The 7,146-nt window shown below is 45.8% G+C and carries 7 protein-coding genes; all 7 read left to right on the forward strand.

What is annotated here, in order from left to right:
* The first annotated feature begins 94 nt into the window (after positions 1-94).
* Entirely contained in the window at positions 95-430 is a 336-nt protein-coding gene (fliE, locus tag IBX48_RS09335) for a flagellar hook-basal body complex protein FliE (protein ID WP_296833700.1), read from the forward strand.
* Positions 431-482: 52 nt separating this feature from the next.
* Entirely contained in the window at positions 483-2,171 is a 1,689-nt protein-coding gene (gene fliF, locus IBX48_RS09340; RefSeq protein WP_296833703.1) for a flagellar basal-body MS-ring/collar protein FliF, read from the forward strand.
* Positions 2,171-3,193 (forward strand): flagellar motor switch protein FliG, encoded by a 1,023-nt coding sequence (gene fliG, locus IBX48_RS09345; RefSeq protein WP_296833706.1) that lies wholly within the window; start codon positions 2,171-2,173, stop codon positions 3,191-3,193. The genes fliF and fliG overlap by 1 nt, the downstream gene beginning before the upstream one ends.
* A gap of 3 nt (positions 3,194-3,196) precedes the next feature.
* Positions 3,197-4,036: a FliH/SctL family protein gene (locus tag IBX48_RS09350; protein ID WP_296833708.1), complete on the forward strand. Its 840-nt coding sequence runs from the start codon at positions 3,197-3,199 to the stop codon at positions 4,034-4,036.
* Positions 4,033-5,376, forward strand: coding sequence for a flagellar protein export ATPase FliI (fliI, locus tag IBX48_RS09355; protein WP_296833710.1), 1,344 nt, complete (start codon positions 4,033-4,035; stop codon positions 5,374-5,376). Before IBX48_RS09350 ends, fliI begins: the two co-directional genes overlap by 4 nt.
* Before the next feature lie 15 nt (positions 5,377-5,391).
* The gene (fliJ, locus tag IBX48_RS09360) at positions 5,392-5,823 is read left to right on the forward strand and encodes a flagellar export protein FliJ (protein WP_296833713.1); all 432 of its coding nucleotides are present in this window, start codon (positions 5,392-5,394) and stop codon (positions 5,821-5,823) included.
* A gap of 80 nt (positions 5,824-5,903) precedes the next feature.
* The coding region (locus IBX48_RS09365; protein WP_296833716.1) for a hypothetical protein at positions 5,904-7,146 on the forward strand (1,243 nt) is incomplete at its 3' end.

Genomic DNA, 7,146 nt, shown 5'->3' on the forward strand with positions numbered 1-7,146 from the left:
AATAAGTAGCCTTTAAGTCCCGCAGAATTTTATTCTGGGTTAATCGAGGTGCCCAATAGCTATTTTTAGCACGTTTTATAGGGTTTAATATTCAATGGATAAAGTCGATACTCAAAGTTTGATGTTGCAGATGCGTGCTTTAAGTGCGCAGGCTCAGAATCGTCCAGAAGACAATTCGCTTGTCGAACAAACGGGTGAAGCCAAAGCTCAAGGTTTTTCAGATTTACTGAAACAATCGATTGAGTCTGTCAACAATGAACAGCTCAAGTCACGAGACCTTAAAGCTGGTTTTGAGAGGGGTGATGAGGGGGCCGACTTGACCGAAGTAATGTTGCAAGCCCAAAAAGCCAGTCTTTCGTTTCAAGCTATGACTCAGGTGCGTAATAAGCTAGTAGAAGCTTATAAAGACGTGATGAATATGCCTATCTAGCCCATTATGCAACTTGCTTGTTGTTGTTTTTTTAACCTAAATAGAGTGTGGTATGGCTGAATCAGCATCTTTAGATAACAAATTGAATGCGCAGTCTTCGGCTATGAGTTTGTCCGCTCTTATCAATAACCTGACCTCTCTTCCGGTTGCTCGCCAAGTCGGTATTATTATCGGTTTATCGGCTTCTATTGCACTCGCAATTGGTATCTTAATCTGGTCGCAGTCCACTAGTTACACTTTGTTGTTTGGCAGCATGGAACCCACCGAACTGAATGAAGTGGTGCAGTTGTTGGATGCGCAAAAGGTGAAGTACGAACTGGATTCGAGAACCGGTTCGATTATGGTGCCGACGGATCAAGTTCACCCTTTAAGACTTCAACTCGCGTCTGAAGGCTATCCTAAACAAGCCGAAACCGGTTACCAATTGCTTGACCGTGAGCAGGGTTTTGGTATTTCACAGTTCCGTGAAACCACTCAATACCACCGTGCGCTTGAGGGCGAGTTGGCCAAGTCTGTCGCGTCTCTTAATTCAGTTGAATCGGCTAGAGTCATGCTCGGTATGCCAAAACGTTCGGTATTTGTTCGAAACCAACAGGCTTCTACCGCTTCGGTGGTGATTAAACTTCGTTCCGGGCGCACTTTGGATGAGCCTGCTGTATCGGCGATTGTGCATTTGGTCGCTGCGAGTGTGCCGAATTTAAATCCCAAAAATGTAACGGTCGTTGACCAGTTGGGTAATTTGTTATCAAACGATACCAGTTCAAACAATATGCAGATGAGCATGAAGCAGTTGGACTATACACGTTCGGTTGAAGATACCTTGTCAAAACGTGTGGTGAATTTAATTGCGCCGATTGTAGGTGGTGCGAATAAGGTAAGAGCCCAAGTCACGGCTGAACTCGACTTTACCCAGCAAGAACAAACCCGAGAAAACTATGATCCAGATCCGGCCGCGATTCGTTCGGAGCAAGAAATTCGTGAAATAAATCGTAACGAAGGCCCAACCGGTATTCCAGGTGCGCTAACAAATCAACCGCCTCGAGCAGGTATTGCGCCGGAAGAAGGCTATACCGGTGCGCAGAATGATCCGAATTTAAGAAGTTTGTCAGAGCGTAGTACTCGTAATTATGAAATTGACCGCACCATTAGCCATATTAAAAACGCGGTCGGCAATATTCGCCGCTTGTCGGTGGCCGTGGTGTTGGATGATAAATGGGTCGTGACAGAGGGTGGTTTGGAGCGTCAGCCGTTAACCGAAGTTGAATTGCAAAGTTATCGACGTTTAATTACCGATACAGTTGGGTTGGATGAAACGCGAGGCGACACGTTAAGTTTGGTAAATGCCTCATTTGTTGAGCCTGAAGATGATTTCTTTGAAAGCACACCTATTTGGCAAGAAGCTTGGTTCTGGGACATTATGAAGCAAGTGCTGGCGGCTTTGGCTTTGTTTATTATTGTGTTTGGTGTGATTCGTCCTATGCTGCGTGACTTGTCGCGTAAAGAAGAAACCTATTTGGATTACCCGGATGAAGTGCCAGAAGAAGACTTTGAAGAAATTCGTGATGCGGATGAAATAGCAGACGCTCTAGATAAGATGAATAAAGAGTTGGAAGATAAAGTGGCGCAAGATAATGAGGCTAACTCTGAAGAAGCCGATGTATTTGAACGTGTTAAAACATTGGCAACCAATGACCCTAAATTAGCGTCAATGATCATTAAACAATGGATGCAGGCGAACTAATGGCTGAGTCAACAATTGAAGAAGTGAATGGGTCCAGTGAACTTAAGGGGATGGATAAAGCGGCGATTTTATTGCTGGCTTTAGGTAAGGAAACGGCGGCGTCGATTTTAAAGCACCTTAATCCTCGTGAAGTTCAACAGTTGGGTACAGCAATGACCAGTGTCGAAAATGTCACGCATCAACATGTTCATGAGGTGATGAAGTCTTTCTTAAACTTGGTTGGCGATGATGCACTGGGCGTTGACCCGAATGAATATGCCCAAAGTTTAATGACCGATGCGCTGGGCGATGGCGGTGGTTACTTAATGGACGCAGCCTTGTTTGGGGATCAGGTTAAGGGGCTTGAAGCACTAAAATGGATGCACCCGACCACCATTGCGAATATGTTACGTAATGAGCACCCTCAGGTTATTGCGATTGTTTTATCTTATTTTGATTCGGACCAGGCCGCTGAGGTATTACGTGGTATTCCGGCGCGTTTCCAAGCCGAGGTGATATATCGTATTGCGACCTTGACCACGATTCAGCCGCGTGCTTTATTTGATTTGAACGATGTGCTCGAATCGGCCTCGCGTGATGGAGAAGGCGGAAAGCTCGCCTCTATTGGTGGTGATAAACGTGCGGCTGAAATCTTAAACTATGTCGGTAGCGGTTTAGACGGCAAGATTTTGGATGAAATTGCGGTTGAGCACGAAGATGTAAGTAAAGCGATCCAAGACAAAATGTTTGTGTTTGACGATATTATCGGTATTGATGACCGTGGTGTTCAGACCATCCTGGCCGATGTCGCCAATGACATATTGGTGATTGCGCTGAAGGGAGCGGAAGCGAATCTGAAAGATAAGTTCTTAAATAATATGTCAAAACGTCAGGCCGATATTATGCGTGATGACTTGGAAACCGGTGGGCCAGTTAAGTTAAGTGATGTGGAAGAAGCGCAGCGTACCATTATTCAAACCGTTCGACGTTTATCGGACGAAGGTAAAGTGATGATGCCGGGTGGGACAGAGGAGTTTGTCTAACCGATGGCTGGTGTTGATAAAAGTCATCCAGATTCAACCAATGATGACGCGACTTACACTCGTCTTGTAAGGGCTGAGGAGGTGAAAAATCCCGAAGTTCATACTTGGCAGTTTATCGACCTTGAACAGGACGAAAAACAAAAAGAACAGTTAGTCCGCTCCGAAGTCTATGAACGCATTCAGCGTGAATTGGAACCCCAAATCTCTAAACAAACCGCTATTTTAAAACGAGAAGCTTTTGAAGAGGCCAAACAAGCTGGGTTTGAAGAAGGTTATCAAGCGGGATTTGAAACCGGACAATCCCAGGGGATTGAAAAGGCCGAGCAGTCTGCGAAGGCTGAAATCATTCCTAAAGTTCAACGTCTTGAATCCATTCTAACCGACCTCATTCAACCACAAGAACTCCTGACCGAAAAAGTGTTCCAGCAGTTAGCCGAGCTTGCTATTAAGTTGGCTGAACGCATGGTTGAGGAAACACTGGATTTAGATAAACAGCGCATTATTAAATTTGTTGAGCAAGCCGTTGCTTTAATGCCTGAAGGCGAAGCTCAAATTGAGGTTGAATTACATCCTGATGACTTAAGTGTAGTAGCTTATTATCAGCAAGAGACTGATCAAAGCTGGGTTTTGAAGTCGAATAAAATTATTAAGCCAGGCACCTGCCGGGTTAAAAAGCTGAATTCAGTTGTAAACCATAATTGGCATATTCGGCTGGATACTTTATTGGCGGACACTCAACAGTTGGTTAAGTCAATGGTTTCTCAGTCTGATGACGATGCCCGCGGCTCGATGGATGATGCCAAGCCATCAACTGAAAATGACACGACCAACGTTTCGTCATGAGTTTCTCTTCTTTTTTAAATCAACAAATCGAATCCCAGTTAGGCGATTTATCGAGCCGCTTGCCTCAACCACCAGGCCTGGTGGTTGAGGGGCGCTTGGTGCGAATGGTCGGAATGACGCTTGAAGTGGTCGGTACCTATGCGCCAATCGGCTCGCGTTGTTTAATTATGCATGATAACGCTGAGCCAGTAACGGCGGAAGTGGTTGGTTTTCACGATGATCGTTTGTTTCTTATGCCTATTGGTGAAACCCATGGTTTAGCCCCGAATGCGCGAGTTATTCCGATAAAAGGTGGTGTGAAGGTTCCGGTTGGTATCGGTATGCTGGGTCGTGTAATTGACGGGCGCGGTGAGCCCTTAGACGGTAAAGGCGCGATAGCCACAGACAGTTATGCGGATTTGGCTGGCCAGCGTATTAATCCATTACACCGTCATCCGATTGAAAAACCGCTTGATGTTGGTGTCAAAGCGATTAACGCTTTATTAACATTGGGTATGGGGCAGCGTATTGGCTTAATGGCGGGCACTGGGGTGGGGAAAAGTGTGCTGCTTGGCATGATGACTAAGTTTACCAATGCCGATGTAGTGGTGGTAGGCTTGATTGGTGAACGTGGTCGAGAAGTGAATGACTTTGTGCGTCATAACCTAGGCGAAGAAGGTTTGAAACGTGCGGTCGTGGTAGCGACTCCGGCGGATGATCCGCCTTTAATGCGTTTGCACGGGGCGATGCTCGCAACCGCCATTGCCGAACATTTTCGTGATAAGGGCTTAAATGTTTTGTTACTGATGGATTCCTTAACGCGTTTTGCGCAAGCACAGCGAGAAATTGCACTGGCGATTGGTGAGCCACCTGCCAGTAAAGGCTATCCGCCTTCGGTGTTTGCTAAGTTGCCACAGCTGGTTGAGCGTGCCGGTAATGGACGTCGTGAAGGTGGCTCAATTACCGCTATTTATACGGTGTTGGCGGAAGGTGACGATCAATCCGATCCGGTGGTGGATTCGGCGCGTGGTGTACTGGATGGCCATATTGTATTGTCGCGCTCGATTGCTGACTCGGGCCGTTATCCGGCGATTGATATTGAGTCCTCGATCAGCCGTGTGATGATTGAGGTCGTTTCGAAAGAGCAATACAATCATGCGCAGACCTTTAAAAAAATCTATTCAATCTATCAGCAGAACCAAGACTTAATTAGTGTGGGTGCTTATCGGAAAGGTTCAAACCCAGAAATTGATCTTGCGATTCTAAAGCATGGCGCATTAAACAACTTTTTAAGTCAGTCGATTGATGAACGTTTCGACTTTGCGCAAAGTTTGCACGCGTTAAGCAAAACCCTCTCATAAAACTTAAGGTTTGTTATGTCACGTTCTAAACGTATGAAAGTGATAGCTGGCTTGGCTGAAGATGAAATGACCACAGCACACGCGACCCTTAAAGAAGTCACCAATCAGCGTAATTATGTTCAAGTTCAGATGAACGACCTTAAACAATACCTGAATGAATATGTGGCCAAATTAACGACCTCTGGCCAGCAGTTTATGCCGATTCAACTCCAAACCACTCAAGCCTTTATTGAAAAGTTAAAAACCGCGATCGCGAGTCAGCAAGAGCAATTGGATTCACTGGAAGATATTGTCAAGATGGCGCATGATCAATGGACCGAAAAGCGGGTAAGATTTAATGCGCTACACAAGGTTTGTCAAAAGTTAGAACGCGATGAAAGAGTGGCGCTGGATCGTGCGGAACAGAAGTTAATGGATGATTTGGCGGCGCAAAATTTCCTTAAATAATTCAGGTTTTAAACGAGTTGTTTGGTTTAGGCACAGTGTTTGCTATGTCTTGACTAGAAGAATTTAATGTGAGATGTATTATGCTGAACACCGCACCAGACACAAGATCGGTCTCGCCTTTGTTTGGGTTTATAAACCGTCCTGAAACCCCACAGTTGGCGATATCGCAGCCTGGTATAGAATCGCCTAGCCTGTTCTCAGTGCAGCTGGGTGCGTTAATGATGGCTGAGTATAAAAAAGGCAATTTAGATTTAGCCGCCTTGTCTGACTTAAAGCAAGTAGACCCTCAGTCTTTGCAGGCGTTCGCAGACAGTTTATCGTTTGATGTCGACCAGGCGTCAGATGAAAGCATGTTTCAGCAACTTTCTGCTTGGTTGGCACAGCAAGGCTTGGCGACGGCGTTTACCGACTCTTCGGTAAATACTGAAAATAGTGAAGCAGGATTGTCTTTGGAAGGATTACCACCAGGCCTGGTGGAAAACTCAGTATTGGCAGGCGCGGGTGATTCCGAAGTGGTTAGGCAGACACTAACTCAGTTTGACGAGTTGACCGCTGAGCTAAAGGCTTCGGTTCAAGCTATGCTTGAGGCGTTAAAAACCGATAAAACATCCGAGCAAAAACACTTAGCCATCGCCGAATTCACACAAGCATTACAAAAAATGACGGTTTTGCTAAAAGAAGAAAACACATCCGCCAAGTTCAATGTGAACTTTGAGGATAGCCAGAGTCTAACAGCCAAATTTGAAAACGATGCAGACGCTGATGCTTCGCCGTTATTGACCGATTTTATTCAAAATCACTTATTGCCATACGCGCAAAAACTTGATGATGGTTTATCTGAGGATCAGGCCGATCTTGCCGCTCTAAACTTGGCTAACTTAAGCCCGAATGACGCCGAGTCTGATGGCTTCAGTGTTTTAGATACGCTGGAGGCGTTAACCGCGCTTTTGTCGTCTGAATCTCTGTCTATTGAAGACTTAAGTGACGATGATTTAGTGCGTCTAGAAGACATTGTTGGCTTTGTTCAAACCTTGCAGATGCAAACTCCAGCGGGTAATGACGTAACCCATGCCAAGCCGTCAGGCGCTCCAGTTGAAGGGGCTGTTGATGCGGATTTAGAGTTGGCGACTGGTGAAGAAGCGGCTGACCTGCTTTTGAACCAAACTTCAATGGCTATTCCTTTGAGTCCTCAAGCCACTCAACAGGCGGCTCCTCAAGGATTAGCTGGCATGGCTCAGGCTGCGATCAATCGTCAAGTTCCACCTAATAATGCCAATGCCAATGCCAATGCCAATGGCGTGGCTGGCCAAGCACAAACGCAAA

It is taken from the genome of Thiomicrospira sp. (genome assembly GCF_014859555.1).
GTDB lineage: Bacteria > Pseudomonadota > Gammaproteobacteria > Thiomicrospirales > Thiomicrospiraceae > Thiomicrospira.

What these genes read in the sequence shown, in the direction of transcription:
- fliF (WP_296833703.1), top strand. Translation starts at nt 483, where the DNA reads ATGGCTGAATCAGCATCTTTAGATAACAAATTGAATGCGCAGTCTTCG.
- fliI (WP_296833710.1), top strand. Translation starts at nt 4,033, where the DNA reads ATGAGTTTCTCTTCTTTTTTAAATCAACAAATCGAATCCCAGTTAGGC.
- fliG (WP_296833706.1), top strand. Translation starts at nt 2,171, where the DNA reads ATGGCTGAGTCAACAATTGAAGAAGTGAATGGGTCCAGTGAACTTAAG.
- fliE (WP_296833700.1), top strand. Translation starts at nt 95, where the DNA reads ATGGATAAAGTCGATACTCAAAGTTTGATGTTGCAGATGCGTGCTTTA.
- IBX48_RS09350 (WP_296833708.1), top strand. Translation starts at nt 3,197, where the DNA reads ATGGCTGGTGTTGATAAAAGTCATCCAGATTCAACCAATGATGACGCG.
- fliJ (WP_296833713.1), top strand. Translation starts at nt 5,392, where the DNA reads ATGTCACGTTCTAAACGTATGAAAGTGATAGCTGGCTTGGCTGAAGAT.